The organism is Kitasatospora sp. NPDC091257 (assembly GCF_044757675.1).
Lineage (GTDB): Bacteria > Actinomycetota > Actinomycetes > Streptomycetales > Streptomycetaceae > Kitasatospora > Kitasatospora lactacystinica.
Genome location: NZ_JBIVVI010001725.1, coordinates 1 through 1,357, shown reverse-complemented (window position 1 = coordinate 1,357; position 1,357 = coordinate 1). Strand labels below are relative to the sequence as shown.

The following is a 1,357-nucleotide window of genomic DNA, read 5'->3' as shown; positions in this document are numbered from 1 at the left end:
GGGCCGGCTGACGGACGACACCGCCCTGCTCGCCGTCCGGACGCCCCCGGTGGAGCCGGCGGACGGAGCCGGCCTCAGTCCTCGGCGTGGCTGATCGCGCAGGCCAGGACGCCGGGGATCCGGGCCAGTTCGGCGGTGAGGACGGACGGGTTCCCCCGGCCGTGCAGACTGATGGACACCTCCGTGACCCGCTCGTCGCCACCGCCGCCGTCCTCGCCCGGTGGCGCGGCCCGGTCGACGGTCGCCAGTTCGGCGACGGAGTACCCCTCGGCCGTGATCCGGGCGAGCAGCAGGCGGAGCAGGCCCTGGCCCTGGGTGTAGGTGACGTGGCAGCTCACCGGGCGGGCGCCGAGCCGCGGCAGACGGTGGGTGAGGGGTCGCAGCACGTAGCCGACGAAGAAGTAGGCCGCGGTGGCCGCGGTGGCGAGCAGCGGCAGGCCGGCGGCGGCCGCCGTGCCGATCGCGGCGGTCAGCCAGACGGTGGCGGCCGTGGTCAGCCCCCGGATCGAGCCGCGCTGGACGAAGATCACGCCGGCGCCGATGAAGCCCAGTCCGGAGACGATCTGGGCGGCCATCCGGGAAGGGTCCAGTGAGACCACTCCGGCCTGGACCACGTCGCTGAAGCCGTACTTGCTCACCAGGGTGAAGAGTGCCGCTCCGAGGCCGACGACCGTGTACGTGCGCAGTCCGGCGGCCTTCTGTCTGATCTCCCGTTCCAGGCCGATCGCGCTGGCCAGGATCAGGGCGACGGCGAGGTCGGCGAGGTGCGACCACCCTTGTCCGAAAGGATCGTTGACCATTTCCAGCGTCCTCAGCTCCTCCTGCCGTCGTATCGTCCCGCCCGCACCCGGGAGGGCGGGCACCGACCCCGTTCGGCGAAGCGGGTGCCTTTGAGCGTACGGCTCATCAGACGATCGGACCGGCGCTCGCACGGGCCGACTTGAGGGGCGGGAGGTGGAGCGGGAGCGAACCGACGGCGCGCCGGCCCGGCGGTTCCGCCCGGTGGGGACCCGGCGCGCTCCGTCGGCGCCGAGGGGTCGCGCCGGCCCCGACCCGCTGCGGGCGGGACCGGGCGCAGGCCCCCGGGGCCGCTCGCCGGTGGCGTCGGGCCGCACCTCGGCCGTCGCGCTCCGTCGGCTCAGGCCGGGGGGACGGGCCGCAGCCGGTAGGCGTCCCCGTGGGCGACGACGTGGCCGGCGGTGGGCGGGGCGAAGTGGGTGCCGAGCAGCAGGGTGTCGGTGCCGGCGAGGGAGTCGAGCAGCGCGCGGCGGGTGGCCTCGGAGCGCTGCGGGTCGATGTCGACGCAGGCGCCGATGGCGGGGTGGGCGAGCTGGACCGGGTGGTGGAGGCAGTCCCC

At 75.5% G+C, this 1,357-nt stretch carries 1 protein-coding gene and 1 pseudogene; both read right to left on the bottom strand.

The genetic code is table 11. From position 1 onward, the window contains the following. Positions 1 to 74 precede the first annotated feature (74 nt). On the bottom strand, positions 75 to 800 hold the full coding sequence (locus ACIQOV_RS41570) for an MgtC/SapB family protein (protein ID WP_401056356.1): 726 nt from the start codon (positions 798 to 800) through the stop codon (positions 75 to 77). Between the two features lie 338 nt (positions 801 to 1,138). After that, positions 1,139 to 1,357 (bottom strand): annotated as a pseudogene (locus ACIQOV_RS41565) (MBL fold metallo-hydrolase); the annotation flags it as partial.